The organism is Pseudomonas sp. Pseusp15 (genome assembly GCF_059492165.1).
Genome location: NZ_CP168523.1, coordinates 2749914 through 2775272, shown reverse-complemented (window position 1 = coordinate 2775272; position 25359 = coordinate 2749914). Strand labels below are relative to the sequence as shown.

The following is a 25359-nucleotide window of genomic DNA, read 5'->3' as shown; positions in this document are numbered from 1 at the left end:
GCCAGTCTCGGAGACCCGTTATGCTCAATTCGTTTCACAGCCCTGGAGAGCTGAACGTCCGGTGCGATCAAGGCGTGCTCGACCCCAACGGCCATGTCGACACTGAAAAATTTCACGACGGCATCGGCTCTCTGGATTTGCATCGTGCATTGCGCGTCAGCCGTCAGAAGTGCCGTCCGCTGTCGCTGAACGTGCAACTGCCTTCTAACCTCAAGCGTGCCTTGTGGTCCCCTCGCGAAACTTCATGCGAGCACAGTGGTGTCGAACACTATCTTCAGCGTCTGCAACATGAGATCGACCTCGTCGGTTGTCATCTGGGAGCCGGGCAGCGGGTCGAGCAGTTCCATCTGGGGGGCGGAACACCCGCCATCGCCCAACTGAGACGGCTGATGAATCACCTTCGTGGCCGATTCAACTTTCTTGGACATGAGTGCGGTGACTACAGCATAGAAGTGGACCTTCACCATACGGATTGGTCGACCATGGGCATGCTGCGTGACCTGGGGTTCAACCATGTCAGCATCGGCGTTCCGGACATCGGTGCCGACCGTGCGATGTCGGTGGCCTGCTACCAGAATCCGGCACCGATCCATTCGCTTATCGATGCCGCTCGTACCTTCGGCTATCGATCCATCAATGTCGATCTGGGTTATGGCCATACCTGGCAGACGCCAGAAAGTTTTGCGCTGAAACTGGCGACCATCATCGAACTGGAGCCGGACCGGCTGCTGGTGTTTGACTATGCCCGGCCACCCCAACGCTATCGGCCAAAGACTGCAGACACAATCGGGGCGTTTTGCAGCGAGGAAGATAAAGGCGCCATGCGCCGGATCTGCTTTGAACAGTTGATCGGCGCCGGTTATCACTACATTGGCCTGGGGCAGTTTGTCCGGCCCGATGACGATTTGGCGATTGCTCAGGAGCGCGGCCGATTACGTCGCAATTGTGAGGGGTTTACCCGTCACGGGCATTGCGACCATATCGGGTTCGGTTTGGGCGCTATCAGTCAGATCGACGGTTTGTATGCGCAAAACACCGACGAACTGGAACGGTACCAGCAGCAACTGGACATGGACCAACTGCCGACGAGTCGTGGCTGGCGCTGTGAGGAAGGGGATCAGGTCAGGCACATGGTCATGGAACGCCTGGCGTGTGATCTGGAGCTGGATATCCAGGCAATCGAGAGGCGTCATGGAGTCATTTTTCGCCAGTACTTTTTCACCGCCTGGCCTGTGCTTGAGCAATTGAGCCGTGACGGGTTGATTGAACTGTCTGACCGTTTCATCAGCATTCTTCCGGCCGGTCGGCCGCACGTGGATGCCGTCTGCAACCTGTTTGAAAAGGATTCGGACGGTGCGGGGCATGAACCCCATTACGAATGGATTGATCATGACAACTTCATTTGATTTCAATCGTGCCCTGGTCGAAAAGTATGACCTCCCGGGGCCGCGCTATACCTCTTACCCGACCGCGCCGCAGTTTCATCAGGCGTTCGCCGTCGATGACTATCAGCGTGCGGCCTCGGACAGCAACCAGGCGACAACGCCAAAATCGCTGTCGGTGTACATCCACATCCCGTTCTGCAAGAGCCTTTGTTACTACTGCGCCTGCAACAAAATCATTACCCAGAAAACCCACCGCGCCGTCGAGTACCTGACGTACCTCAAGCGCGAAATCGTGATGCAGGCTGCCTTGTTCGACCGCACCCGCAAACTCACGCAACTGCACCTGGGAGGTGGCACGCCGACCTATTTGACCGGCGAACAACTGGCTGACCTTATGGACTGCCTGCACCAGGCATTCGACATGGACGACAGCGATGACCATGAGTTTTCCATCGAGGTCGACCCTCGCACCATCAGTACGCAACAGATCCAGTTGTTGCGTCAGTTGGGGTTCAATCGTTTGAGCTTTGGCGTACAGGACTTCGATCCCGACGTGCAGGCAGCGGTCAATCGGCAGCAAAGTGAAGAGCAAATCCATGCGCTGGTCGCTGCGGCGCGCCAAGCGCGATTCAAATCGATCAGTGTCGATCTGATTTACGGCCTGCCATTGCAAACCGTGGAGAGTTTCGATGTCACCCTCGGCAAAATCATCGCGCTGCGTCCGGACCGGATTGCCGCCTACAGCTACGCCCATCTGCCGGAGCTGGTGCGCGCGCAACGGCTGATTCGTTTGGCTGACATGCCGCCACCGGAGCGCAAACTGGAATTGCTTGAACTGACTGTCCGTCGTCTGACTGAGGCCGGTTATATCTATATCGGCATGGACCATTTTGCCTTGCCGGACGATGAGTTGGCGTTGGCCCGGGCCAATGGCACGTTGCAACGCAATTTCCAGGGTTATTCCACCCATTCCGACTGCGATTTGATCGGTCTCGGGGTGTCCTCCATCGGCAAGGTCGGCGACAGCTACAGCCAGAGCGTCAAGGAGCTATCGCAGTACTACGCCCGCATTGATCAAGGCTTGTTGCCTGTGCATCGGGGTTACCGGTTGAGCGCCGATGATCGTCTGCGCCGTGAAGTGATCAGCGATCTGATGTGCCACGGCCGGATCGACTTCGGCAAGTTTGAAGCGGGTCATGACATCTGCTTTACCGATTACTTTGCCGATGCGCTGATGCAACTGGACGAGCATGTTCGCGATGGCTTGCTGCAGATTCACAAAGACGCGTTGGTGTTGTTGCCCCACGGGCATTTGATGATGCGCAGCGCGGCGATGGCGTTTGATGCCTATTTGGGCGCTGATCAAAAAGGCCGGTTTTCACGTACCGTTTGAAGTCCCCAGTGCTGGCGTCCGCGATGCCAGGAGGAAATGATGAGAACCGAGTTTCAGGATCGTTTGGCGGTGGTCACGGGTGCCAGTTCCGGGATAGGCCTGGCCCTGTGTGCGGCGCTGTTGCCGCGCGGGGTCAAGGTGCTGGCGATGTCACGGAAAATCGGGGAACTGCCGGCCTTGCAGCAGATCTATGGCGAGCGCCTGCAATGGTGTGCCGGTGACGTGACCTGTCAGGATGACCTGCAGGCGCTGGCCCAACGTGCATCGACACTGGGCCAGGTGGATTATCTGGTGCCCAACGCGGGTATCGCCGAAATGGCCGATAGCCTCGACATGCCGGCCTTCCAGCGTCAGTGGGCGGTCAACGGCGCCGGGGCGTTGAATACCCTGGCGGCGTTACGCGGGGAGTTGGCGAGTCCGGCTTCGGTGGTGTTTGTCGGCAGCTTCCTGACCGGCTCGAGTTTTCCCGGTCTGGCCGCCTGCATTGCCAGCAAGGCCGCGCTGGCGGCGCAGGCGCGCACGTTGGCGGTGGAATTCGCGCGTTATGACGTGCGCATCAATCTGGTCTCCCCGGGGCCGACCGCGACCTCGATGTGGGACAACCTGGGGTTGAGCGACGGGGAACTCGACGACGTTGCCGGCACCCTCGGCAAACGTCTGCTGCCCGGTCATTTCCTCGATGCGTCTGCGGTGGCCAACGTGATTGTCTTTCAGCTGTCTCAAGGCGCGCGGGGTGTTTATGGTCAGGACTGGAAAGTCGATAACGGTTATACCCTGAGCTGAAGAGGTGAACACAAACCCTGTGGCGAGGGAGCTTGCTCCCGCTCGGCTGCGTAGCAGTCGTAAAATCAGCACCTGCGTTTAATCTGAATGTACGCAGTGACTGCTTTTAGGGCCGCTTCGCGCCCCAGCGGGAGCAAGCTCCCTCGCCACAAGTGCAATGTGTATTTCGATGTTCAGACACAAAATCTAGTGCGACGTACCCTCGGCAAACTCGATTTTATTGCCCACGTTGTACTTACCCGACGGCTTGTTCATCGGCAGGCGTTTGATCTCTTTGAGGGTGTTGCTGTCGTAGACGATCAGCGCACCGTCGGTGGCCCAGATACTCAGCAGCAGGTAGCGACCGTCGCGGGTGAATTCGACGTGGGCGGCGGTCTTTCCGGGCATCGGGCGCAGGGTGTGGGCGATTTCCAGGGTCTGTTTGTCGATCAGGTGGATCGCATCGTTGTCGGGGCCGAAGAACACGTCGGCCCAGGCATACCGCGAGTTGACGTGGCTGCGCATGAAGAAGCCCGGCCCCAGGGTCGGTATTTCCTTGAGCAGTTTCCAGGTCTTGAAGTCGATGACCGAGATCAGGCCCTTGCTGATGTTCGGCGTGGCGAACACCCACTCACCGTTACGTTTCCAGTAGGTCCCGGACCCCAGGTGCGGCATGCCCGGCAGTGGAATGTCGGTGACCACCTTGCCACTGTCGAGGTCGATCACCTGGCCGCCCTTGGCCGCGCGCGACGTGGCCAGCAGTTGCTTGTAGTCCGGTGAAAAGGAAAAGTCGTCCAGCATATCTTCGGCGTGGATCCGTCGCGGTTCGAAATCCGGTGTGCCGGTGCAGGGCAGTTCCCAGACTTCCTTCTCGTCCTTGAGCGCTACGATGAAGCTGTCCCGTGGCGGCGCGGTGTAGACCGCGCTGACCCGTGACGCGGTACCGTCCTGGCCGATCGCCGGAATGGTTTTGACCAATGACAGATCACGGGCATCGAGCACCACCAGGTTGCCAGGCAGGTAGTTGCCCACCAGCACCCATCGGCCGTCCTTGCTCACCGCGAGGTTGCGGGTGTTGAGCCCGGCGCGGACCTCGGCGATCAGTTTCAGGTTATGCAAGTCATACAGGCTGATCCAGCCATCGCGAGAAGCCACGTAGACGAAGCGTCCGTCCGGCGAAAACTTCGGCCCCCCATGCACTGCAAAGTGCGAAGCGAACCGAGCCAGCACTTCAAAGCGGTCGCCGTCGAGGATGTCGATATGATGATCACCGGCTTCCACCACCACAAACAGGTTCAGGGGATCGGCGCGATGCTGGGGTGTGTCGGGCAGTTTGTTGATATCGGCGAGAATCGAATGACTGCCGCGAATGTCATCGTTGCTCCAGGTGGGTGGGGTGGCGGGTGGTTGCTGGAGGTAGTCCACCAACGCGTCGATCTGCGTGGCGTTGAACACGTTGGCATACCCGCTCATCTGACTCGCGGGACGACCGTCCTGGATCACGCTGCGGATTTCGTCGGGTTTGATCCGGCTCAGGCTTTCCGGCAGCAAGGCCGGTCCCGTACCGCCGAGACGATTGGCGCCATGGCAGCTCTGGCAATGCTGTTGGTAGAGGTTGGCGGCCACGTCGGAGGGCGGAGTCGCTGCACCGGCGTGAGCCGCACCGATCCATAACAATGGGCCAAGCACCATGCGCCTCATATCGCCACCTTGCGCTGGCGTTGCAGCGCTGCGGGGTAAAAGCGCGCCGGGAATTCCTGTTGTTGGGCAGCGAACAGATCGACCACTTTGCCGATCACCGCAAGCGTCGGAATGCCAGGTGGGCATTCCCGCGCCAGGGTCGGCAATTGGTGCAGCCTGCCTCGTGCAACATGCTGGTCGGGACGCGTGCCATTGCTGATCAGCGCCGCCGGTGTCTCGGCGGGCATTCCAGCTTCGATCAAGCGCTGGGCGATAATCCCGAGATTGGATAACCCCATGTAAAACACCAGGGTCTGGCTGCTGTCGACGAGGCTGCTCCAGGGTAATTGCAACTCACCATCGTGCTGCAGGTGCCCGGTGATGAATCGACAGGAGTTGACCAGCTCCCGATGGGTCAGTGGAATGCCAGCGTAAGCGCTACACCCGGAGGCGGCAGTAATGCCGGGGACCACCTGGCAGTCAATGTTGCGTTGCAGCAGGTACTCCAGTTCCTCGGCGCCACGGCCGAAGATGAACGGGTCGCCACCTTTGAGCCGGACCACACGCTGCCCCAGATCGGCGAGGTCGGCGAGTAGTTCGTTGATCTGATCCTGTGGCAGGCTGTGGCAGCCGCTGGCCTTGCCGACGTAATGCCGGGCGCAGGTGAGGGGGATCAATGCCAGCAGCTCGGGGCTGATCAGGCGGTCGTAAACCACGGCGTCGGCTTGCATCAACAGGCTCCAGGCGCGCAGGGTCAGCAAGCGTGGATCGCCGGGGCCAGCGCCGACCAGGGCAACTTCGCCCGGTCTGAACGGGGACTCAAGTGCAGCCGGTAAAATAATCGATGGATGCATGGGACGTCCTTGGTACTTCATCAGGTGGGCCGGCCCCATCCTTTGTCAGATGGCTCGCCAGGCGGGTGCTTCAGTGCATGACGCAAGGGATGGTCGTTAATGGTGGTATGCCGATTTCTTCATCGCTGAGGTGGCATCCGGGGTCCTGGCCCCAGAGATCACCTTCGGCCCAGGCGCGGGTGCGGGTATTGCCGTTGCAGATGCTTAGCCAGCGGCATTGAGCACAGCGGCCACCGATGGCCCGAGGATGCGCGCGCAGTTGCTGCAACAAGGCGTCCGGGCGGTCCAGCCACAGCGTGCGAAACGGCGTGTGCCGGACATTGCCCACCGAGTGCTGCCACCAATAGGTGTCGGGGTGCACTTCGCCTGTGTTGTCGATGTTGGCGATGCCACTGCCCGAGGCGTTGCCGCCCCAGGCGCGGAGCATGTGTTCCAGGCGCCGGTAATGCTCGGGTAGATGCAGGCCTACCCATTGCAGCAGGAGAATCGCGTCGGCATCGTTGTTGCCGCTGACAAAATCGCTGTCGCGACCGTGCTGGATGTCCTCCCAGGCCCGTTTGAAGATCAGCGTCATCGCCTCGCGGCTCATCTGCTGCCGGGCGTCGAGTTGGCGGCTTCGTTTGCCGCGACCGCTGTAGTTGAGGTGCGACAGATAAAACTTTTGCACGTCGTATTCGCGCATCAGCGCCAGCAGTTGGGGCAGCTGCGCATGGTTCTCCTGGGTCAATGTGGTCCGTAGACCGACGCGAATGCCCTGTTCGCGACAGAGCCGGATCGCCCGCATGGAACTGGCGAAGCTGCCCTTCAATTGGCGGAAGGCGTCATGGGTGGCTTCCAGGCCGTCGATGCTGATCCCGACATAATCGAAATTCGCTGCGCGGATCTGCGCGATGTTCTGCTCATCGATCAATGTGCCGTTGGTGGACAAAGCCACAAAGAAACCCTTTGTGCGGGCATAGGCGCTGAGCACAAACAGATCGTCACGCAGCAGGGGTTCACCGCCGGAAAGAATCAATACCTTCACGCCGGCATCGTGCAGATCGTCGATCACGGTCAGCGCGGCGGGCGTATCCAGTTCGTCGCGAAAGACGCTGTCGGCGGACGTGGCGTAGCAGTGTTTGCAGGTCAGGTTGCAGCGCCTGAGCAGGTTCCAGATCACCACCGGCGGCCGGTTGCTGCCCGGTGGGCTGGTTCTGGGGGCGGGCACCTGGCCGGTCAGGGCACGCAGGTATTGGCTGATCCTCAACATGCAACTCTCCTTGAGTCAGGGTGTGTTCAGCGCGAAGCAATAAGCAAACGCAAGCCTGATGCCCGTAGCAGCTGTCGAGCTTGCGAGGCTGCGTTCGGTTCGGGCCGCGATCGGACGCAGCAGTCGTATAACCTGTGTGCAAGGTTTATCTGAAACACCGTATCGCCTGATTTCACGACTGCTTCGCAGCCGAACGCAGGCTTCGCCAGCTGCTACAAGGTATGCGTTGAACTGAGCGGCATTAAACGCACACCGGTTTTTTTCAGGATGCGACTGCTCACCAGCATCTCGTCGGCGACACAGGCGTCGCCCAGCAAGTAGCGCAGGTGTTCGCGGTAGCTGTCGATTTCCTCGCGGCTGCGACCGTGCACCATGGCGAACAGGTTGTAGCGCCACGCGGTTCGTCGCGGGCGTCGATAACAGTGGCTGACAAAAGGCTGTGCGCCGATCAGCGCGCCGAGGCGCGGCATGTCGGTGTCGCGCACATCCCAAACGGTCATGCCGTTGTAGCGATAGCCCAGGCGATAGTGGTTGGGGACGGCGGCGATGCGCCGGATCGCGCCCTCGGCCTGCAAGCGCTTGAGCAGATCCAGGGTGGATTCGATGCTCAGGTCCAGCTGTTCGGCGAGCCAGGCCCACGGGTCGTCCAGCAGCGGCAGGCCGGCCTGGGTCAGTTCAATCAGCCGGTGTGCCAGTGTGTCTTCAGACCGGGAAGTACAGACCGACATGGTAAGTCTCCTCTTTAGGCAAGTTGAGCAGCGGCAAACCGGTCAGGGTTTCGATGTATTGCAAGGTTTCGGTGACGTCTTGTTCGGTCGCGCAGCCGAGCACGAACCACATGTTCCAGGCGTGTTCGCGTCGATAGTTGTGCGCCACTTCAGGCAGGGCATGCAGTTGCTCGGCGACCTCTTCGAACCGTTCTTCCGGCACGGCCAGCGCCGCGAGGGTGAAGGCGCCACCGAGGCGTTCGATGTCGAACATAGGACCGAAGCGCGTGAGTATTCCTTCACAGAGCAGTTCGTGGAGGCGGTGGAGCAATTCAGGGCTGCTGCTGTCCAGTTCGCTGGCCAGCGCCTGCCAGGGGTTACGCACCAGTGGCAGGCCCAGTTGCAAGCGGTTGATCAACCGACGGTCAAGATCATCCATGGGGCTTGGTTCCCGTTGAGGAGGCGACAAAGCGTCCGCCGCATTGTTTGAAGGCATGGGTGCTGAACAGCAGTTGATGGGGCAGGTCACTCAGCAAGTGTTCTTCCAGCAACGCCTGGATCTGCGCCTCGACCTGCGCGCGTTGGCGTCCGTGAACCATGCAGAACAGGTTGTAGCGCCACTGCGGCAGGCGCCGTGGCCGTTGATAGCAGAGGGTGATATCGGACGCTTGCCCCAGGCGCTGGCCGACTTCGTCGATCAGCGCGTCCGGAACATCCAGCACCAGCATGGCGTTGGCGGTAAAGCCCAGTGCGCGATGGTTGAGCACCAGGCCGACCCGGCGAAACAGCCCCTGTTCGTGCCACTGGTGCATCTGCGCGAGCACCTGGTTTTCGTCGGCGTTTATCCGTTCCGCGAGGGCCTGATAGGGGCGCGAAACACGCGGTAATCCGTCTTCCAGGTGCCTTCGTAAGGCCTGTGTCTGTTCGGGACTCAATCCCGGCTTCATGGGCCTTCTCCCAAGGCAAAACCGAGGTCGATGCGGTAAGCGGTCAACATCGGCAGATCCAGCGGAACAAGGCCGGTTTCGTTCTCAAGTTGTTCGAGAACACGTTCGATGTGGGGGCGATCAGGCCCGGTCAGCACAAACCACAGGTTGTAGAAATGCTCCCGTGCGTAGTTGTGGTTGACCTCGGGATACTGGCTGACGCGCTCGGCGACCTGTTGCAGACGTTCGGCGGGCACGGCGAAGGCGGCGAGGGTGCTGGCCCCGGCGCGGCTGTGTTCGAACACCGGGCCGATGCGTGAGAGGGTGCCGGCCTGAGCCATCGCTTCCAGACAATCCATCACCTGGGCCTCGCGGCAACCGAGAATCCGGGCCATCTCCTTGTAAGGTTCCGGGCACAATGGCATGCCGTGCTGGAAGCGGTCGATCAGTTGGCGGCTGAGCAGGTCGAGGTTCATTTCAATAGCCCATTTTCTGCGCGCGACTGCTGAAGAAGATGCCGCTCGGCGCGGTGGCGGGAAGGGTGCTCAGCTGCTTCAGGCTGTACGGATCCCAGACCTGAACCTGATCGCCATCGCGTAACGACAGCCACAACTGGTCGCCGCGCGCGGTGAATTCCATGTGCAGCACCGCCGGCCCCGGTCGCAGATCGGCGACTACGGCACGGGTTTCGGTGTCGATGACCTGGACCCGATCGTTGTCCGGGTAGGCGAAATTGACCCACAGTTGCCGACCGTCCGGCCGCGACGTGACGAACACCGGTTGACCGGCCACCGGGATGGCAGCGGTCTGCTGCCACGTGCGGGAATCCATCACCAGCACCTGATGACGGCCGACGGCGGGCACGAAGGCCTGGTTGTCGGCAACGGCCCAACCCTCCAGATGCGGCATCTTGTAGACGGGCAACTTCGCCTGGCCGCGTCCGTAATCACCGAGCACTCGCTGCACCCCGCGCTCGGGGTGCCAGAGGTCGAGTTGCGCCATGCCGTCTTCGCCGAACAGCCCAGCCATGTAATAGCGACCATCGGGGGTAATCAGCGCGTCGTAGGGTTGCTGGCCGATGCCGGTGAAGCGGCTGATCCGTGGCGTGCTGCCCTGACTGAAATCGGCGGTCCAGATCTCGCCGGTATCGAACAGGCTGAACACAAAACGCTGTCCGGGCGCGTCGACCAGGCCGACCACCCGTGAGCGTTTGCTGCCATCGGCGAGCGGTGTCGCGGGAATATCGGCCACCTGTTGCAGAGTGACGGCATCGAACACCTTCACGCCGCCGGGCACGTAGTTGGAGACTGCGATCAACTTGCCGTCCTGACTGATGGCGCCGCCGATGCTGTTGCCGCCCTGGATGACGCGATGGTCGATGCGTTGGGTCAGCAGGTCGATTTTGCTCAACCCGCCGTCGCGGCCGAACACATAGGCATAACGCTGGTCGCGGGAAAACACCACCGAGGCATGGGACAGATCGCCGAAGCCTTCGAGTCGGGCCAGTGCCGTGCGGGTATCGCTTTCGATGATTTGCACGCTGCCGGTGGTGCGCTCCACCACCACGCCCAGATCGCCGGTACCACGCAAAGGTGACAGAGCGCAGGCGGACAACAACAGCCCGGTCGCCGCTAAAAGCAGGGTTGAACGGATCATGGTGCGGGATATCCCTGGAGAAGAAGATCGACCAGCCAACGGATGTCGTCCGGGCTGAGCAACGGGGCCCAACCGGGCATCGCGGTGCCGGGGCGACCTTGGGTGACGGTGGCGATCAGGCTGTCGCGGGACTTGCCGGCCAGCGTTGCACGCGTCAGGTCGGGACCCAGCCCGCCGGTCATGTGCAGTCCATGGCAGGCGCCGCAATCCTGGGCCAGCAGGTGCTCGAGTTGGGCCTGACGCTTGGCGTTCGGCGCCGCAACCGAGGTCGCGCAAAAAAGGAGGAGGGCCGCCAGAACCACTGCGTGTCGATGAACCATCATGGCGCCCTCCGTTGGCTATTTGAGACTCAGGACCCAAGTTGCAAGTGTCTTCGCTTCATCATCCGTCACCGGGTTGGCCGGCATTGGTATCGGGCCCCAGTTGCCTTGCGTACCGTTCTTGATGTGGTTGGCCAGGGTGTCCGTGGCACCGGCCACGCCAGCGTTCCGGGCGGCTACTTCCTTGAGTGCCGGGCCGACTAATTTAGTGTCGATGGAATGGCAGGCTGCACAGGGTTTGCTCTTGAACAGCTCCGGCGCGTCTTGGGCCACCACCGGTTGCAGGCTCAATGCGCCGGTCAGGGCGATCAGTGAAAGCAGGGTATTTTTCATGAGGATTCCTTTCATTGATGGAGCTCAATAAATGTCGTGTTGGGTGTTGTAGACGTTGAATTTTCCCGTGGGCGTGATCAGTCGTTTGTCCTTGATGACTGTTTTGAGCTTCAGGGTTTTGTCGTCGATCACCACCAGCGCCGATTCGTCCGACTGGCCGCTCCACACGGAGAACCAGACCTCGTCGCCAGCCTTGTTGTATTCCGGCTGCACGACCCGCATGGCCCCTTGCTTGATGCCGGCGTACTCGGCGATGGGCAGCACGGTGTAGCCGGCGTCGAGTTTGTCGATGTTGAACACCGCCACCGACTGACTCAGCTTGGCGTCCGGGTTGAGGGTGGTGTCGACGTACAGGTGACGGGAGTCGGGGTGGGTTTTGATGAACAGCGATCCACCACCCTGACCCTTGAGCGAGGCGACCTGTTTCCAGGCGTATTGCGGGTGTTTGGCCGGGTCGGTACCGATCAGCGAGATACCGTCGTCTCCCAGGTGGCTGGTGGCCCAGACCGGCCCGTAGACAGGATGATCAAAGTTGGCGCCACGACCCGGGTGAGGGGTTTTGCCGACGTCCACCAGGGCGGCCAACTTGCGATCCTTGGAGTCGATCACGGCGACTTTGTTGGAGTTGTTGGCGGCGGTCATGAAGTAGCGATGGGTGCTGTCCCAACCGCCGTCATGCAGGAAAGGGGCGGCATCGATGTAGGTGATGGTGAGGTTTTTGATGTCCTGGTAATTGACCAGCATGACCTTGCCGGTTTCCTTGACGTTGACGATGAACTCCGGCCATTCGTGGGAGGCGATGATCGCCGCGACCCGGGGTTCCGGGTGATATTCCTGCTTGTCGACAGTCATGCCGCGGGTCGAGACGATCTGTTTGGGCTCCAGGGTTTCGCCATCCATGATGGTGAATTGTGGTGGCCAATAGGAGCCGGCGACCGTGTATTTGTCTTCGTAACCCTTGAACTTGGAGGTCTCCACCGAGCGCGCCTCGATGCCCACTTTGACTTCGGCGACCTTGGTCGGCTCCACCGGCCACAGGTCGATCATGTCGATCCGGGCGTCTCGACCAATCACCAGCAGGTAGCGACCGGAGGCAGAAATGCGCGAGATGTGCACCGCGTAACCGGTCTCGATCAGCTTGACGATTTTCTTGCTGTCACCGTCGATCAGGGCAATCTTGCCGTCATCGCGCAACGTCACCGAAAACAGGTTCGGCAGATTGAGTTTGCTCAGTTGCTTCTTCGGACGATCCTCGGGCTTGACCAGCACTTTCCAGGTTTTCAGCGTCTCGGCCATGCCCCATTCCGGTGGCGTGGGCGGTGTGTGCTGAATGAACTTGGCCATGGCCGTGATCTGATCCTTGGTCAGTGCATTCGATGTTCCCCAGTTCGGCATGCCCGCTGGTGAACCGAAGGTAATCAACGCTTCCAGATACGGTTGGCCGCGAGACTGGGTGATGTCCGGCGTCAGTGGTTTACCCGTGGCGCCTTTGCGCAGCACGCCGTGGCAGCCGGCGCAGCGCTGGAAGTAGATTTCCTTGGACGCGTCGAACTCGGCCTGACTCATGTCGGGCGCTCCGGCGGTTTTGACCATCAGCGGGCTGGCCGCAGCAGTGGCGGGTTCCTCGGCTCTGGCTGCGTGAGTCACCGCAAGGGCCAGCGCCGACCACAATGTGGCGACAGTCAGAGCAAACGTTTTTCTATTGCTGATCAGCATTCCATTTCTCCTCAGGCAAGACCTTTGCGATGTGCTGGAACGGCAGCGCAGAACGCAGGTTCTTAGTGCCGTGCAAGGCTATGCCCGAGCAGACCAATGCTTGCTTGACCGCGATCAAGTTTGCCGGCCATGTCACTTGCCAGGTTGTCGCAGGCACCCGTAGCGTGTGGCTTGAATCCGCTTTTGGAACAGACAGCCCATGGACCGAATCCAGTCTTGCGAACCCTTCTATCAACCGCTCAATAATGAGGAGGCGCTGTTCGAGCAAGCCTGGCGACACGGCATGCCCGTACTGATCAAAGGCCCGACGGGGTGCGGCAAGACCCGTTTCGTCCAGCACATGGCCCATCGGCTGAAGCTGCCGCTGTACACCGTGGCTTGCCATGACGATCTGAGTGCCGCCGACCTGATCGGTCGTCATTTGATCGGTGCCCAAGGCACCTGGTGGCAGGACGGGCCACTGACTCGCGCGGTGCGTGAAGGCGGCATCTGTTATCTGGACGAAGTGGTCGAGGCGCGGCAGGACACGGTGGTCGTACTGCACCCACTGGCCGATGATCGTCGCGAGTTGTTCCTGGAGCGCACCGGCGAAGTGTTGCAGGCGCCGTCCTCATTCATGCTGGTCGTGTCGTACAACCCCGGCTACCAGAACCTGCTCAAAGGCATGAAACCCAGCACCCGACAACGTTTCGTGGCGATGCGTTTCGGCTATCCGCCGGTGGCCGATGAAGAGCGTATTGTCAGCCGGGAAGCGCAGGTGGACAGCGCCCTGGCGGCGCAAGTGGTCAGGTTGGGGCAGGCTCTGCGAAGGCTGGATCAACATGATCTTGAGGAAGTTGCCTCGACACGGCTGTTGATTTTTACCGCGCGAATGATCCGCTCCGGCATGAGCCCGCGTGAAGCGTGCATGGCCTGCCTGGCCGAGCCGCTGAGCGATGATCCGCTGACGGTTGCGGCGCTGATGGGCGTGGTTGATGTCCACTTCGGCTGAGTCCAGGGGCGTTGCGCGTGGCCACCTGCCGGGCGATCTGGCGATGTGGTTTTTCATTTTGGCCGAGTTGTCGGTGTTCGCCATCCTGATTCTGGCGTTCGCCGTGACCCAGGCACTCAAGCCGCAGTTGTTTGGTGAAAGCCGTCAATTGCTCAACACCTCTACCGGCCTGGCAATGACCCTGAGCCTGCTCACCGCCGGGCTGTTCGCCGCGCTGGCTCAGGAGCAGGTCAGGCGCTCCCGGTCCCGCCACGGCGCCGTACTTCTGCTGGCCGCGTTGCTTGCCGGCAGCGTCTACGTGGTGTTGAAACTTACCGAATACCGGCACTTGCTGGCCTCGGGGCTGGGCATGGAGCACAACACGTTTTTCACCCTCTATTGGATCCTCACCGGTTTTCATTTTCTCCATGTATTGCTCGGCATGGTCATTCTCGGATGGCTGGCCGAGCGCTGCCGTCGAGGCCTGTACAACGCCGCCAACCGCAGCGGGTTTGAATCGGGCGTGCTGTATTGGCACATGGTCGATCTGATCTGGGTCGTGCTGTTTCCGCTGGTGTACGTGCTGAATTGACGGAGGTTCTGATGTCGGCTTCCAGGTTGTTGCTCGTCTGCTGGGCAGCGTTGGCCACATTAAGCGTGTGCACCGTTGTGTTGTCACAAGTCGGCGCGACGTGGCTGTTGTCCATTGCCATTTTGCTGGTGGCGGTTGGCAAGGCCTGGCTGATCGCCGATGGCTTCATGGAGATGCGCCATGCGCCGCGATTGTGGCGCCGGTTGATGGTGAGCTGGGCGCTGGTGTTGGCGGCCGTTGTGGGGCTGACGCTGCTGTCGATCGGCTAACCAATCCATGTAGCAGCTGGCGAAGCCTGCGTTCGGCTGCGCAGCAGTCGTAAATCCTACCGCCTCGGTCCATCTGAAACACCGCGGTGGCTGATTTCACGACTGCTTCGCAGCCGAACGCAGGCTGCGCCAGCTGCTACATGGACCGAGTACGACTTAAGCGTATTACCCGACCAAAACCATCTGCCTTTCTTGATCGCCATCAAGCAGGTTTTACCCCCTCGCTTTCTATCATGGGCACGCCAAGCAAAGAGGAAGCGACCATGTCAGAGACCTTCACCAAAGGCATGGCCAGGAATATCTACTTCGGGGGAAGCGTCTTTTTCTTCCTGATATTCCTGGCCTTGACCTATCACACGGAACAGACCTTTCCAGTGCGCAGCAACGAAGCGCAGTTAACCGAATCAGTGATTCGCGGCAAGACGGTCTGGGAGCAAAACAACTGCGTCGGCTGCCACACGTTGCTGGGCGAGGGCGCCTACTTTGCGCCAGAGCTGGGCAACGTATTCCAGCGGCGCGGCGGGGAGGAGGGCTTTAAACCTTTTCTACATGCCTGGATGAAAATGCAGCCGCTGGGCGTACCGGGCCGACGAGCGATGCCGCAGTTCAAGTTGAGCGAGCAAGAGGTGGATGACATCGCCGAGTTCCTCAAATGGAGCTCGAACATCAACACCAATGGCTGGCCGCCAAACAAGGAGGGCTAAGAGATGAGCATCGCTAATCCGCATCTGAAATTCGCCTCGCAAGCCGTGGCCAAACCGTACTTCGTGTTTGCCCTGATGCTGTTTCTCGGTCAGGTGCTGTTCGGTTTGATCATGGGGGTGCAATACGTGATCGGAGACTTTCTGTTCCCGATCATTCCCTTCAACGTGGCGCGGATGGTGCACACCAATCTGCTGATCGTCTGGTTGCTGTTCGGCTTCATGGGCGCCGCCTATTACCTGATTCCGGAAGAGGCCGACCGCGAACTGCACAGCCCGAAGCTGGCGATCATTCTGTTCTGGGTATTCGCCGCTGCTGGTGTGTTGACGATTCTCGGCTATCTGCTGGTGCCTTATGCGGGCCTGGCCAAACTGACGCATAACGAGCTGCTGCCGACCATGGGCCGGGAGTTCCTGGAGCAACCGACCATCACCAAGATGGGCATTGTGGTGGTGTGCCTGGGCTTTCTCTACAACATCGGCATGACCTTGCTCAAAGGTCGCAAGACCACCGTCAGCATGGTGATGATGACCGGGTTGATCGGCCTTGCGGTGTTCTTCCTGTTCTCCTTCTACAACCCCGGTAATCTGGCCCGCGACAAGTTCTACTGGTGGTGGGTGGTGCATCTTTGGGTGGAAGGCGTGTGGGAACTGATCATGGGCTCGATGCTCGCCTTCGTGCTGATCAAGATCACCGGTGTCGACCGGGAAGTCGTGGAGAAATGGCTCTACGTGATCATCGCCATGGCGCTGATTACCGGGATCATCGGCACCGGTCACCACTTCTTCTGGATCGGTGCGCCCGAGGTCTGGCTGTGGGTCGGCTCGATCTTCTCCGCATTCGAACCGCTGCCGTTCCTGGCCATGGTGATCTTTGCCTTCAGCATGGTGAAGAACCGTCGGCGGCAACACCCGAACCGTGCCGCCACGCTGTGGGCCAAGGGCACCACGGTCACGGCGTTCTTCGGTGCGGGTGTCTGGGGCTTTCTGCATACCCTGGCGCCGGTCAACTTCTACACCCACGGTTCGCAATTGACGGCAGCGCACGGTCACCTGGCTTTCTACGGTGCTTACGCGATGATCGTGATGACCTTGATCAGCTACGCCATGCCACGCCTGCGCGGGCTGGGTGAAGCGGGTGACGAGCGTTCACAGACCCTCGAAGTCTGGGGCTTCTGGTTAATGACCCTGTCGATGGTGATGATCACGCTGTTCCTCACCGCGGCCGGTGTCGTACAGGTTTACCTGCAACGCTGGCAGGCCGATGGGATCGCGTTGCCATTCATGGCCACGGTCGAACATCTGCAAGTGCTGTTCTGGGCGCGTCTGGGTGCTGGTATCGGCTTCTTCGCCGGGCTGCTCTGTTACCTGTTCAGCTTCAAGCAACGTGGCCGCGCAGCCTTGCGCGCTCCGGCGGCGGTTGTACCTTCATGATCGGGTGCAATGGCTAGGAAAAGGTCGGCCCGGCTGATACAGCGGGCCGTTTTTTGGTTCCAGCAAGGGCAAGCATCATGGCGTTTACCGTCGAACTGGAAGAGTGGGTAGGCAGTGTCTGGCATCGTTTCATCACCCGGCGCGCCAGCCCTGATTTCCCCGAAGCACGGGTTGAACTGGCCAGCCAGCAACGCCCGCTGGCGCTGTTGTTCCGCGCCATGGGCGGTGCCAATGGCGTCGGTGTGGAAGCGGCCAGCGACCGCGATCTGCTGCTGCGACGCAACGTGTTGCAGCAAATCGCCGGCACCTGCAAACAAGTGCCGCTGGCGTGGTGTGACGAGCGTAATTTACGGCTGCCATCGAGCCTGGCGGTGTTTCCCGAAGTGGCACTGAATGAGGAACTCTATCGCTGGCTCGCGTTGCTGGCGGCACAGGCCGGGCAGATGCGCCACTGGGGCCGGGACAATCAACGCTGGACGCAACAGCTGCTGCGACGCTATCCCGCGCTGCGTGTTCGTTACCAACGACTGGTCGATGCCCATCTGCAATTGCGCCCCGATCCGGCCTCGTTGAACGGCAGCGAAGCGGCACTGGAACGGGCGTTATGCCAGGCGTTGCGCGAGCCCGGCAGTGTCGAGCACTTCCCCCGTAGCGAACGGGCCGCGTGGCCGTTGCCGCTGTGGTTGTACCCGCCGCAAAATCTCGCTAGTCCCCAGGCTGCCGATCTGGGCGATGAGTCCGAAGAGTCTTTGACCACGCCACCCGGCGAGCAGAAAGGCGGGCGTAAGCGCGCGACGCGGATCGATGAAAGCACCCGTGAAGGCGGGTTGCTGGTGGTGCGTCTGGAGAACCTGTTCAGCTGGACCGAGCACGTGGACCTGGATCGCTGGTCGGATGACAGCGAAGACCCGGACGCTGCCCGAGTCGCCGACGACCTGGATGAGTTGACGCTGTCGCGCACACGCCTGCGCAAGGGTGGCGGTCTCAAGCTGCATCTGGATTTACCACCGGCCGATGTCGACGATATTCCCCTCGGCGAGGGCATCAAGTTGCCGGAGTGGGACTATCGCAAACAACGGATGCAGGACAGCTTCGTCAACCTGCAAATGCTGGTGCCCCGCGACTGTGAGGCGCAGCCGCTGCCGCTACGCCTGAAGGCCTCGGCGCACCGTTTGCGGCGTCAGTTCGAGCACCTGCGCAATGATCGTCAATGGTTACGCCAACAACCTCAGGGATCAGAGCTGGACATGCAGGCCTGGCTGGATTTTCACGTTGATCGCGAGCATGGCCAGTGCGCCGAACGCGGTTTGTTCATGGAGCAGCGGCAGACTCGCCGCGACCTGGCGTGCCTGTTGCTGGCCGACGTGTCGATGTCCACTGACGCCCACCTGAACGATCAGCATCGTGTCATCGACGTGATCCGCGACAGCCTGCTGCTGTTCGGCGAAACCTTGTCGGTGCTGGGTGATGATTTCGCCCTGTACGGGTTTTCCTCGTTGCGTCGTCAGCAAGTGCGCATGCAGGAACTCAAGTCGTTCATCCAGCGTTATGACGACACCACCCGAGGTCGTATTCAAGGTCTCAAACCGGGGTATTACACACGTATGGGCGCCGCCATTCGCCAGGCCACGCAACTGTTGGGCACGAGCAAGCGGCGCAGCAAACTGTTGTTGCTGCTGACGGATGGCAAACCGAATGATCTGGATCTGTATGAGGGGCACTACGGCGTTGAAGATACCCGCGAGGCGGTGCTGGAGGCACGGCGTCAGGGGCTGACGCCGTTCTGTATCACGATCGATCGCGAGGCCGGGGATTACCTGCCATACATGTTCGGCGCCAATGGCTACACCTTGATCCGCCAGCCCGAACAACTGCCCCTGCGCTTGCCGCAGTTGTACCGCCAGCTGACCCAACTGTGATGTCCTTGACCACCTGCGTCCCTGTAGCAGCTGCCGAAGGCTGCGTTCGGCTGCGCAGCAGTCGCGAAACCATACAACGCGGTGTTTCAGTCGTACCGTGGGCTCAGGATTTACGACTGCTGCGCAGCCGAACGCAGGCTGCGCCAGCTGCTACAGGGATATGTGCGATCTTCAGCTGCGCGGCAGCCAGAAAAACATCACCACGCAAAAGACCGTCAGGCCAACGCAGAACCACATGAATCGGCGCTGCCGACGTTCCCCGGCGTGTTCAGCCAGTGCCGGCAGGGGCATGCCGCATTGGTGGCACTCGGTTTCTTGTGAAGGGTTGGCATGTTGGCAATACAGGCAGACGGGCATGGCACTCACTCGAACTGTTCCAGGCGCAGACGATCAAGAATGGCGATCTGACGGCCGTCCTGAGTGATGATGTTTTCATCGATCAAGCGGCGGATGATTCGCGAAAAGGTTTCTGGCTGGATCGACAGATGCCCGGCAATCAGTTGCTTGGCCATCGGCAGTTCGAATTGGCAGTCAACGGTTTGCTGGCGCACCAGTTGCGTCAGCAGATAACGCACGACCCGGTGGGTGGCGTTTTTCAGCGACAGGGTTTCGATTTCGTTGACCCGTTGATGTAAGCGAACGCAGAGCTTGCCCAGTAGTGCGAAGGTCAACCGACTATTGCTCTGCAGCAGGCGCATGTAGGTGCTGTTGGATAAACGATAGAGCTGGGTGGGGCAGATCGCTTCGGCCGAGGCCACATAGTTTGGGGTGTCCATCAGCATCATCGCCTCTGCGAAGGTTTGCCGCTCGCTGATGACCTCGAACACTTTCTCCTGCCCATCCGGTGTCAGCCGGTAGATTTTTACCGCGCCGGCAATCACGAAGTAGAACGCATCGGCCGGCTCCCCCTGACGGAACAACGGCTCGCCTTTGTCGATGCTCAGCAATTGGCTGGTACTCATCAATTCGTCCAGCTGTTCTTCGTTCAACGGCTCGAACAGATGATGACTGCGCAGAATCTGGTGATGGACGCGGTGAAGCACCATGAGAATTCATCCTGAAGATTGAGAAGGGGGGCTGGTGAACAAGTCAGACGAGGCCCAGGGAAACGCCGCTGGCCACGGCCAGGATTGAGGTCAACACCACGAACCAGGCCAGTGGCTGGATGACTTTTTTCATGACGACTCCTGGGATCGGTTTGTTTGATTTCCACAAGCTTGAGCAAGACATGGGCCAGGCTTGGAGGCCTTTATTTAGCGGGGTTCTCAGGCGTGAGGGTAAAAAAGACCCTGAGGATTAGGGTGAAAATAACCCTTTAATGGTCATTTGTACCCTGATCCGGAATGCCCTGTGGCGAGGGAGCTTGCTCCCGCTGGAGTGCGAAGCACTCCCAACATCGATCTACGCGGTATGTCTGATAGAACGCATTCGCCGGTTTTACGGCTGCTGCGCACCCGAGCGGGAGCAAGCTCCCTCGCCACAGGAATACGAGAAAGCATCAGGGCACGCCCCTTGCACACTTGATCTGCGACAACGGCAATGGATCGGTAATACCCGATGATTGCCCCTGGATTTACCTCGGCGCCTGCGGGTTGGTGTCAGGTCGGCAACAAGGTAGAGGAGTGGTTTTATGCAAGTGCTTGACCGCCGTAAAGCGATGGCAATCACGCCGCTGTTTCGGCTGGCCTTTCGGCCATTTTTCCTCGCCGGTTGCCTTTTGGCAGTGCTGGTCATTCCACTCTGGCTGGCGGCCTTCAGTGGTTCGATTTCCAACTGGCAGCCGGCGGGCGGTTGGCTGGGCTGGCATCGGCATGAATTGCTGTTCGGGTTCGGGTTGGCGATTATCGCGGGCTTTCTGTTGACGGCGGTGCAGACCTGGACCGGTCGCCCCGGCCTCAGCAGCAAACCGTTGGCCGCGCTGGCGTTGCTGTGGTTGTTGGCGCGGGTGGCCTGGCTGGCCAATGCGCCATGGCCGTTGCTCGCAGTACTGGAACTGGCGTTCCCGTTGGCGGTGGCGGTACTCATGGGCTTCACCTTGTGGAAAGTGCGGCAGAAACGTAACTACCCGATTGTGGTGGTCTTGATGTTATTGGCCTTGGCTGACGGGTTGTCTCTGTACGGCCTGGTCGAGGGGCACGAAGGCTGGCAACGCCAGGGCGTGCTGAGCGGCCTCTGGCTGGTGGCGGCGATGATGGGGTTGATCGGCGGGCGGGTCATTCCGTTCTTCACCCAGCGCGGCCTTGGTCGGGTTGAAGGCGTTGCCGCCTGGCCCTGGCTGGATCGCCTGCTGTTGGTCGGTTCGCCGCTGGTGGCGTTGTTGTATGCCGCAGGACCGGCGCTCAACCCCAATGTCTGGGTGGGCCTGCTGTTCGCGGTGCTGGCGGCAGGGCATCTGGTGCGCCTGGTGCGCTGGCATGACCGGGCACTCTGGCGCGTGCCGTTGTTGTGGTCGCTGCATCTGGCCTATGGCTGGCTGGCGGTGGCGTGTCTCGTGATGGCGCTGTGGCATTTCGGTGTGCCGGTTAACCCGAGTCTGGCGGTGCATTGCCTGACCATAGGGGCCATGGCTGGCCTGGTGCTGGCGATGATCGCGCGGGTCAGCCTCGGCCACACCGGTCGCCCCCTGGAACCGCCCTCGGGCATGACCCTGGCCTTCATTTTGCTCAACCTGGCGTGTCTGAGCCGGGTGGTGTTGATCCTGTTTTTCCCCTTGGCCGCATTGTGGTTGGCGGGCCTGTGCTGGACGCTGGCGTTTGCGCTGTATGCCTGGCGCTATGGGCCGATGCTGTTGCGGGCCCGGGTCGACGGTCATCCGGGATGAATACGCGAATGAATGGAGGCAGCCGCTGATGTATCCCTTTTTACTGGTCACGCATTTGCTGGCGGCGATTGCCTTCATCGGCACGCTGTTTTTCGAGGTGGTTATCTGGCATCGCGCTCGCCAGCAGTTGACGGACGTATCGCAAGTGACGGCGGACCAGGCGATTGCCGTGCGCTCGCGCAAAGTGCTGCATGGCGTGGTGTTGCTGTTGTACGGCGCCGGCATCGGTTTGGCGTGGCAGTACCGGGGCGCATTGAGTCAGCCGCTGGCCAGCAGTTTTGCTACGTTGCTGAGCCTGAAAATCCTGTTGGCCCTGAGCATCATTGGTCATTACTTGCTGCTGGCCTATTGGCTGACCCACGGGCGCCTGACCGCGACCCGCGCAAGCTGGATTCGCCGCAGCATCCTCGGGCACATGGTGATGATCGTGATCCTGGCCAAGGCCATGTTCTATTGGCACGGCTGATCGCAACTCGTCCCTCATAAACAAAACCCGCGTCATCCGGTTGGATGGCGCGGGTTGGGGGTGGCCGACAATCGATCAATGGCGGGGGTTCAGGGCATTAATGAACAACACGTTGTTTTCCAGGTGGATGTGTTGCATCAAGTCGTCTTTGAACTCCAGCAGCCCGCGATAGAGGGCGCGCCAGGTGTTGCAGGCATCGGCCGGCGGGATGATGTGATTGGTCAGGGCGAGCATTTTCTCCAGTGCTTCACCATGTTGATCATGCTCGAAGCGCAATACCTGGATCGGCGGCGCCGCTTGAGGACCGATGCCTTGTTGCAGCATCGGGAACAGCACCTGTTCTTCCTTGAGCATGTGGCCTTCGAGTTCCTGTTGCATGTCGGTCAGAAGGTCGGCCAGGCCGTTGGGGCAGCTGCTGCGCGCACCATGGACCTGCTCGACGCGCCGGGCCAGTCGGATCAGCTCCGGCAGTTGCTCGCGGTGGCGGGCGTGGTAGCGCGCCAGAAGGTGGGCGATCAGCAGTTCGGACGGTTCGTTGCGCCAGTCGTGCTGGGTTTCGCCGGCGTCTTGCAGAATCTGCAGGGCGTCGGCAATGAGGACCGGATCGAGGTTTTTGCCAAGGGCCGCTTCACGCAGGCTTTTATGCCCGCCGCAACAGAAGTCCAGTTTGAAGGTGTGAAAGATCCGGGTGGCACCGGGAATGTCACAGGCCAGTTGGCCGAGGCTTTGTTCCAATAGGGGCTGGCTCATCAGGGTTCCTTGTTTAGGTTTCAACAGGTTCCCCAGGCCTATTGCATCCGGCATGCCATTTTCAACTAATTGAAAACCATGGATTAATTTTTAGTTGTGGTGATATTCACCCTGATGCTTCAGGGTAAATACAACCATAGAGGGTGATGACTACCATGCTGCGAGAAAGCCTGGCGGCCGACCTGATCGTCGAGTTGCCCAATGCCGTGCGGTTGCAACGACTGGTCCAGACCCTGCGCGAATACTTCAACAGTGGCGCCGTGGGCTTGCTGCGTCTGGATGACGACAGCCTCAGGCCCGTTGCAACGGTGGGGCTGGTTCATGAAGCGTTGGGGCGCCGGTTCGTCATTGCCCAGCATCCTCGGCTGGCGGCAATCATGGCGTCGCGCGAGCCGACCTGGTTCGAGCCCGACAGCCGCCTGCCGGACCCCTACGACGGCTTGCTCGACAACCATGTCGGCGAACCGCTGCCGGTGCATGACTGCATGGGCGTGAGCCTCTATGTCGAGGGGCGGATCTGGGGCGCGATCACCCTCGATGCGCTGCACGCCGGGACCTTTGACAACCGGGCGCGGGAAGAACTCAAGCGTTGCACTTTGCAGATCGAAGCCGCCGTGCGGGTCACCCGCCTGGAGCAGGAAAACCGCAGCTTGCGCCTGTCCCGCAGCGATCCTCAGGACTTGCGCGTGCCCGTCGGAGAAGGCGAGATCCTTGGGCAAAGTGAGGTGTTGCATCAGTTGCTCAATGAGCTGGATGTACTGGCCGATTCCGATCTGCCGGTATTGCTGCTGGGCGAGACCGGCGTCGGCAAAGAGCTGTTCGCACGGCGCTTGCATCGTCTTTCAAGGCGCCACCACAAACCGCTGATACAGGTTAACTGCGCAGCCTTGCCGGAGTCGCTGGCAGAGAGTGAGTTGTTCGGGCATGTCAAAGGCGCCTTTTCCGGTGCTACGAGTGACCGTGCCGGACGCTTCGACGCCGCCAACGGTGGCACGCTGTTTCTCGATGAAGTCGGGGAGTTGCCCTTGAGTGTGCAAGCGAAATTGCTGCGCACCCTGCAAAACGGCGAGATCCAGCGCCTGGGCGCCGACAAGCCGTTGCACGTCGATGTGCGCATCATCGCCGCCACCAATCGGCACCTGCCGGACAGCATCCGCGATGGCTTGTTTCGCGCCGATCTGTATCACCGCCTCTCGGTGTACCCGGTGCCGATTCCAGCGCTGCGCGAGCGTGGTCACGATGTGTTGATGCTGGCCGGGCATTTTCTGGAGCTCAATCGGGCGCGGCTCGGCCTGCGAGGTTTGCGTTTGTCGCCGGCGGCGGAGCGAGCTTTGCTGGCATACACCTGGCCGGGCAATGTGCGCGAACTGGAGCACGTCATCAGTCGGGCCGCATTGAAGCAGCTCAGTCGCGGGACGAGTCGCACATCGATCATGACGCTGGAGCCAGAGGTTCTCGATCTCGACAGCCCGGTGGCAGCATCGGGGGCAGAGGTCGAGCCATCCCGGGACATTACGGTTGATCTGCCGTTCCAGCCCCTGGGCGAAGCCGTCGATGATTACCAGCGCAAGAAGATCCTCGAGGCCCTGAGCCTGTCCGGGGACAACTGGGCCAGCGCCGCGCGAATGCTGGAAGTCGACCCCAGCAATTTGCACAAACTGGCGCGGCGCCTGCGTCTGAAGTAGGTCAGGGCGTTGTCGCTTCGACCCTCGGTGTTGATGGCGGTCAAGGTGGTATCGCGCAGTGCCTCGCACACTGCGCAAAACCTTCCGGAGATCACCGTCATGCCCCTGTCCCTGGCCCAAATGCGCCGTAACTACACCCTTAATGGCCTGCAAGATGAGGCTGCGCTGGACGATCCGTTGGCGATGTTCCGGCAATGGCTGCAACAGGCCCGCGACACCGAGTGCGCACCTGTCGAAGCCAATAGCATGGTGCTGGCGACGGTCGATGATGAAGGGCGGCCGCACTGCCGTGTGCTGTTGCTCAAAGGCTTGAGCGATGAAGGTTTTACTTTTTTCGGTAATTACCAGAGCGACAAGGGGCAGCAGCTGGCGGTCAATCCCTATGCCGCCATGACGTTTTTCTGGCCAGGGCTGGAGCGTCAAGTGCGCATCGAAGGCCAGGTGTCCAGGCTCGACCCGCAACTCTCGGATGCATACTTCGATTCCCGCTCGATGGCCAGTCGCCTGGGCGCCTGGGCTTCACCGCAAAGTCGTCCGTTGGCCAGTCGTGCCGCGCTGGAGTCGATGTTGGCGCAGACCATCAAGCGCTTCGTTGGCCAGACCGTCTCGCGCCCCGAACATTGGGGCGGTTATTGCCTGCACCCTGAACGTCTGGAGTTCTGGCAGGGCCGTGCCGACCGCTTGCATGACCGTCTCGATTACCGGTTGCGAGATGGTGCATGGCAACGGCGCCGCTTGGCGCCTTGAGCGACGAGTAAGTTCCCCCGTAGC

The 25359-nt window shown here is 60.6% G+C and carries 27 protein-coding genes; 13 read left to right on the top strand and 14 right to left on the bottom strand.

Translation table 11 applies throughout. From position 1 onward, the window contains the following. Window positions 1-20: 20 nt before the first annotated feature. From ACEN8R_RS12355 to ACEN8R_RS12345, 3 genes are read left to right on the top strand one after another with little or no spacing between them, the layout of a single operon-like run. Window positions 21-1406: an oxygen-independent coproporphyrinogen III oxidase gene (locus tag ACEN8R_RS12355; RefSeq protein WP_026286546.1), complete on the top strand. Its 1386-nt coding sequence runs from the start codon at window positions 21-23 to the stop codon at window positions 1404-1406. After that, the gene (hemN, locus tag ACEN8R_RS12350) at window positions 1390-2778 is read left to right on the top strand and encodes an oxygen-independent coproporphyrinogen III oxidase (RefSeq protein ID WP_018927771.1); all 1389 of its coding nucleotides are present in this window, start codon (window positions 1390-1392) and stop codon (window positions 2776-2778) included. The genes ACEN8R_RS12355 and hemN overlap by 17 nt, the downstream gene beginning before the upstream one ends. A 39-nt stretch (window positions 2779-2817) precedes the next feature. Continuing rightward, window positions 2818-3561 carry an SDR family NAD(P)-dependent oxidoreductase gene (locus tag ACEN8R_RS12345; protein WP_018927772.1) on the top strand — a complete coding sequence of 248 codons (744 nt, stop codon included), beginning with the start codon at window positions 2818-2820 and terminating at the stop codon, window positions 3559-3561. A gap of 186 nt (window positions 3562-3747) precedes the next feature. On the opposite strand, the gene ACEN8R_RS12340 is transcribed toward ACEN8R_RS12345, so the two are convergent. From ACEN8R_RS12340 to ACEN8R_RS12290, 11 genes are all read right to left on the bottom strand, one after another. Beyond that, window positions 3748-5241, bottom strand: a complete 1494-nt coding sequence (locus ACEN8R_RS12340; RefSeq protein WP_018927773.1) for a cytochrome D1 domain-containing protein — start codon at window positions 5239-5241, stop codon at window positions 3748-3750. Continuing rightward, window positions 5238-6074 (bottom strand): uroporphyrinogen-III C-methyltransferase, encoded by an 837-nt coding sequence (cobA, locus tag ACEN8R_RS12335; RefSeq protein WP_018927774.1) that lies wholly within the window; start codon window positions 6072-6074, stop codon window positions 5238-5240. Before cobA ends, ACEN8R_RS12340 begins: the two co-directional genes overlap by 4 nt. Before the next feature lie 70 nt (window positions 6075-6144). Continuing rightward, complete coding sequence (gene nirJ, locus ACEN8R_RS12330) at window positions 6145-7323, bottom strand: heme d1 biosynthesis radical SAM protein NirJ (protein WP_258613877.1); 1179 nt, start codon at window positions 7321-7323, stop codon at window positions 6145-6147. 212 nt (window positions 7324-7535) lie between these two features. Beyond that, window positions 7536-8051 carry a siroheme decarboxylase subunit beta gene (gene ahbB, locus ACEN8R_RS12325; protein WP_018927776.1) on the bottom strand — a complete coding sequence of 172 codons (516 nt, stop codon included), beginning with the start codon at window positions 8049-8051 and terminating at the stop codon, window positions 7536-7538. Continuing rightward, a complete protein-coding gene (locus ACEN8R_RS12320; protein WP_064617203.1) occupies window positions 8026-8469 on the bottom strand; it encodes an Lrp/AsnC family transcriptional regulator in 444 nt (147 codons plus the stop codon). The genes ahbB (ACEN8R_RS12325) and ACEN8R_RS12320 overlap by 26 nt, the downstream gene beginning before the upstream one ends. Next, complete coding sequence (gene ahbB, locus ACEN8R_RS12315; RefSeq protein WP_495624918.1) at window positions 8462-8977, bottom strand: siroheme decarboxylase subunit beta; 516 nt, start codon at window positions 8975-8977, stop codon at window positions 8462-8464. The genes ACEN8R_RS12320 and ahbB (ACEN8R_RS12315) overlap by 8 nt, the downstream gene beginning before the upstream one ends. Next, entirely contained in the window at window positions 8974-9432 is a 459-nt protein-coding gene (locus ACEN8R_RS12310) for an Lrp/AsnC family transcriptional regulator (protein WP_495624917.1), read from the bottom strand. Before ACEN8R_RS12310 ends, ahbB (ACEN8R_RS12315) begins: the two co-directional genes overlap by 4 nt. A gap of 1 nt (window position 9433) precedes the next feature. After that, entirely contained in the window at window positions 9434-10612 is a 1179-nt protein-coding gene (locus ACEN8R_RS12305; protein ID WP_192351164.1) for a cytochrome D1 domain-containing protein, read from the bottom strand. Continuing rightward, on the bottom strand, window positions 10609-10935 hold the full coding sequence (locus ACEN8R_RS12300; protein ID WP_018927781.1) for a c-type cytochrome: 327 nt from the start codon (window positions 10933-10935) through the stop codon (window positions 10609-10611). Before ACEN8R_RS12300 ends, ACEN8R_RS12305 begins: the two co-directional genes overlap by 4 nt. Before the next feature lie 15 nt (window positions 10936-10950). Then, on the bottom strand, window positions 10951-11265 hold the full coding sequence (locus tag ACEN8R_RS12295; RefSeq protein ID WP_192351166.1) for a c-type cytochrome: 315 nt from the start codon (window positions 11263-11265) through the stop codon (window positions 10951-10953). A gap of 24 nt (window positions 11266-11289) precedes the next feature. Then, a complete protein-coding gene (locus ACEN8R_RS12290) occupies window positions 11290-12981 on the bottom strand; it encodes a cytochrome D1 domain-containing protein (protein ID WP_495624916.1) in 1692 nt (563 codons plus the stop codon). 208 nt (window positions 12982-13189) lie between these two features. Between ACEN8R_RS12290 and ACEN8R_RS12285 the strand changes: the two genes are divergently transcribed. The 6 genes from ACEN8R_RS12285 (at window position 13190) to ACEN8R_RS12260 (ending at window position 18866) form a co-directional block, all read left to right on the top strand. After that, a complete protein-coding gene (locus ACEN8R_RS12285; protein ID WP_370695265.1) occupies window positions 13190-13972 on the top strand; it encodes a CbbQ/NirQ/NorQ/GpvN family protein in 783 nt (260 codons plus the stop codon). Then, window positions 13956-14543, top strand: a complete 588-nt coding sequence (locus ACEN8R_RS12280) for a cytochrome c oxidase subunit 3 (RefSeq protein ID WP_064617213.1) — start codon at window positions 13956-13958, stop codon at window positions 14541-14543. The genes ACEN8R_RS12285 and ACEN8R_RS12280 overlap by 17 nt, the downstream gene beginning before the upstream one ends. 11 nt (window positions 14544-14554) lie before the next feature. Next, the gene (locus ACEN8R_RS12275) at window positions 14555-14812 is read left to right on the top strand and encodes a cytochrome C oxidase subunit IV family protein (RefSeq protein WP_495624915.1); all 258 of its coding nucleotides are present in this window, start codon (window positions 14555-14557) and stop codon (window positions 14810-14812) included. Between the two features lie 263 nt (window positions 14813-15075). Further along, the gene (locus ACEN8R_RS12270) at window positions 15076-15516 is read left to right on the top strand and encodes a c-type cytochrome (RefSeq protein ID WP_018927787.1); all 441 of its coding nucleotides are present in this window, start codon (window positions 15076-15078) and stop codon (window positions 15514-15516) included. 3 nt (window positions 15517-15519) lie between these two features. Next, complete coding sequence (locus ACEN8R_RS12265) at window positions 15520-16947, top strand: cbb3-type cytochrome c oxidase subunit I (protein WP_018927788.1); 1428 nt, start codon at window positions 15520-15522, stop codon at window positions 16945-16947. A gap of 77 nt (window positions 16948-17024) precedes the next feature. After that, entirely contained in the window at window positions 17025-18866 is a 1842-nt protein-coding gene (locus ACEN8R_RS12260; RefSeq protein ID WP_495624914.1) for a nitric oxide reductase activation protein NorD, read from the top strand. 171 nt (window positions 18867-19037) lie between these two features. Here the strand turns inward: ACEN8R_RS12260 and ACEN8R_RS12255 are convergent, their stop codons facing one another. Both ACEN8R_RS12255 and ACEN8R_RS12250 read right to left on the bottom strand, forming a co-directional pair. Further along, a complete protein-coding gene (locus tag ACEN8R_RS12255; RefSeq protein WP_018927790.1) occupies window positions 19038-19232 on the bottom strand; it encodes a hypothetical protein in 195 nt (64 codons plus the stop codon). Next, window positions 19229-19912: a Crp/Fnr family transcriptional regulator gene (locus ACEN8R_RS12250; protein WP_018927791.1), complete on the bottom strand. Its 684-nt coding sequence runs from the start codon at window positions 19910-19912 to the stop codon at window positions 19229-19231. Before ACEN8R_RS12250 ends, ACEN8R_RS12255 begins: the two co-directional genes overlap by 4 nt. A 584-nt stretch (window positions 19913-20496) precedes the next feature. Here ACEN8R_RS12250 and ACEN8R_RS12245 point away from each other — a divergent pair. Further along, window positions 20497-21687 carry an NnrS family protein gene (locus ACEN8R_RS12245; protein ID WP_495624913.1) on the top strand — a complete coding sequence of 397 codons (1191 nt, stop codon included), beginning with the start codon at window positions 20497-20499 and terminating at the stop codon, window positions 21685-21687. Window positions 21688-21715: 28 nt separating this feature from the next. Continuing rightward, on the top strand, window positions 21716-22153 hold the full coding sequence (locus tag ACEN8R_RS12240) for a hypothetical protein (RefSeq protein WP_428635952.1): 438 nt from the start codon (window positions 21716-21718) through the stop codon (window positions 22151-22153). 75 nt (window positions 22154-22228) lie between these two features. Here the strand turns inward: ACEN8R_RS12240 and ytfE are convergent, their stop codons facing one another. Then, complete coding sequence (ytfE, locus tag ACEN8R_RS12235) at window positions 22229-22903, bottom strand: iron-sulfur cluster repair protein YtfE (RefSeq protein ID WP_495624912.1); 675 nt, start codon at window positions 22901-22903, stop codon at window positions 22229-22231. A 155-nt stretch (window positions 22904-23058) separates the two neighbouring features. Here ytfE and norR point away from each other — a divergent pair, with 155 nt between their 5' ends. Together norR and pdxH are read left to right on the top strand one after the other, a co-directional pair. Then, window positions 23059-24588 carry a nitric oxide reductase transcriptional regulator NorR gene (gene norR, locus ACEN8R_RS12230; RefSeq protein WP_026286548.1) on the top strand — a complete coding sequence of 510 codons (1530 nt, stop codon included), beginning with the start codon at window positions 23059-23061 and terminating at the stop codon, window positions 24586-24588. Window positions 24589-24687: 99 nt separating this feature from the next. Continuing rightward, complete coding sequence (pdxH, locus tag ACEN8R_RS12225; protein ID WP_026286549.1) at window positions 24688-25335, top strand: pyridoxamine 5'-phosphate oxidase; 648 nt, start codon at window positions 24688-24690, stop codon at window positions 25333-25335. Window positions 25336-25359: the final 24 nt, after the last annotated feature.

Bases quoted from the DNA above. Each gene is read 5' to 3' on its own strand.
- ACEN8R_RS12355 (WP_026286546.1), top strand. From the start codon at position 21: ATGCTCAATTCGTTTCACAGCCCTGGAGAGCTGAACGTCCGGTGCGAT.
- ACEN8R_RS12280 (WP_064617213.1), top strand. From the start codon at position 13,956: ATGTCCACTTCGGCTGAGTCCAGGGGCGTTGCGCGTGGCCACCTGCCG.
- ACEN8R_RS12340 (WP_018927773.1), bottom strand. From the start codon at position 5,241: ATGAGGCGCATGGTGCTTGGCCCATTGTTATGGATCGGTGCGGCTCAC.
- ACEN8R_RS12250 (WP_018927791.1), bottom strand. From the start codon at position 19,912: ATGGTGCTTCACCGCGTCCATCACCAGATTCTGCGCAGTCATCATCTG.
- nirJ (WP_258613877.1), bottom strand. From the start codon at position 7,323: ATGTTGAGGATCAGCCAATACCTGCGTGCCCTGACCGGCCAGGTGCCC.
- ACEN8R_RS12260 (WP_495624914.1), top strand. From the start codon at position 17,025: ATGGCGTTTACCGTCGAACTGGAAGAGTGGGTAGGCAGTGTCTGGCAT.
- ACEN8R_RS12290 (WP_495624916.1), bottom strand. From the start codon at position 12,981: ATGCTGATCAGCAATAGAAAAACGTTTGCTCTGACTGTCGCCACATTG.
- ACEN8R_RS12300 (WP_018927781.1), bottom strand. From the start codon at position 10,935: ATGATGGTTCATCGACACGCAGTGGTTCTGGCGGCCCTCCTCCTTTTT.
- pdxH (WP_026286549.1), top strand. From the start codon at position 24,688: ATGCCCCTGTCCCTGGCCCAAATGCGCCGTAACTACACCCTTAATGGC.
- ahbB (WP_495624918.1), bottom strand. From the start codon at position 8,977: ATGAAGCCGGGATTGAGTCCCGAACAGACACAGGCCTTACGAAGGCAC.
- ACEN8R_RS12310 (WP_495624917.1), bottom strand. From the start codon at position 9,432: ATGAACCTCGACCTGCTCAGCCGCCAACTGATCGACCGCTTCCAGCAC.
- norR (WP_026286548.1), top strand. From the start codon at position 23,059: ATGCTGCGAGAAAGCCTGGCGGCCGACCTGATCGTCGAGTTGCCCAAT.
- ACEN8R_RS12270 (WP_018927787.1), top strand. From the start codon at position 15,076: ATGTCAGAGACCTTCACCAAAGGCATGGCCAGGAATATCTACTTCGGG.
- ACEN8R_RS12295 (WP_192351166.1), bottom strand. From the start codon at position 11,265: ATGAAAAATACCCTGCTTTCACTGATCGCCCTGACCGGCGCATTGAGC.
- ACEN8R_RS12275 (WP_495624915.1), top strand. From the start codon at position 14,555: ATGTCGGCTTCCAGGTTGTTGCTCGTCTGCTGGGCAGCGTTGGCCACA.
- ACEN8R_RS12320 (WP_064617203.1), bottom strand. From the start codon at position 8,469: ATGGATGATCTTGACCGTCGGTTGATCAACCGCTTGCAACTGGGCCTG.
- ytfE (WP_495624912.1), bottom strand. From the start codon at position 22,903: ATGAGCCAGCCCCTATTGGAACAAAGCCTCGGCCAACTGGCCTGTGAC.
- ACEN8R_RS12265 (WP_018927788.1), top strand. From the start codon at position 15,520: ATGAGCATCGCTAATCCGCATCTGAAATTCGCCTCGCAAGCCGTGGCC.
- ahbB (WP_018927776.1), bottom strand. From the start codon at position 8,051: ATGTCGGTCTGTACTTCCCGGTCTGAAGACACACTGGCACACCGGCTG.
- ACEN8R_RS12305 (WP_192351164.1), bottom strand. From the start codon at position 10,612: ATGATCCGTTCAACCCTGCTTTTAGCGGCGACCGGGCTGTTGTTGTCC.
- ACEN8R_RS12345 (WP_018927772.1), top strand. From the start codon at position 2,818: ATGAGAACCGAGTTTCAGGATCGTTTGGCGGTGGTCACGGGTGCCAGT.
- cobA (WP_018927774.1), bottom strand. From the start codon at position 6,074: ATGCATCCATCGATTATTTTACCGGCTGCACTTGAGTCCCCGTTCAGA.
- ACEN8R_RS12245 (WP_495624913.1), top strand. From the start codon at position 20,497: ATGCAAGTGCTTGACCGCCGTAAAGCGATGGCAATCACGCCGCTGTTT.
- ACEN8R_RS12240 (WP_428635952.1), top strand. From the start codon at position 21,716: ATGTATCCCTTTTTACTGGTCACGCATTTGCTGGCGGCGATTGCCTTC.
- hemN (WP_018927771.1), top strand. From the start codon at position 1,390: ATGACAACTTCATTTGATTTCAATCGTGCCCTGGTCGAAAAGTATGAC.